Below are 207 nucleotides of genomic sequence, written 5' to 3'. Positions count from 1 at the left end.
GGAACGGTGATAAAGATCGTTGCTAATACAATGGCAGGAACGGCATACAGAATTTTAATGTCGTTATCCATGAGCCAACTACCAAACCAACCTTGCGTACCAAAAATCAGTACCAGCATTAAGCCCGCGATAACAGGGGATACTGAAAATGGCATATCAATAATTGTGGTTAAGATGGATTTACCACGGAAGTTAAATTTGGCCACA

The 207-nt window shown here is 41.1% G+C and carries 1 pseudogene; it reads right to left on the bottom strand.

Features of this window, described 5'->3' with window-relative positions:
- Nucleotides 1-207, bottom strand: a pseudogene (locus RRF55_RS29465) (sulfate ABC transporter permease subunit CysW); the annotation flags it as partial.

Origin of the sequence: Klebsiella sp. K47 (genome assembly GCF_051858335.1) — a bacterium.
In the GTDB taxonomy this organism is placed as follows: Bacteria; Pseudomonadota; Gammaproteobacteria; order Enterobacterales; family Enterobacteriaceae; genus Klebsiella; species Klebsiella pneumoniae.
Note: the sequence above shows the minus strand (reverse complement) of the source record. Positions and strands in the feature narration are given on the sequence as shown.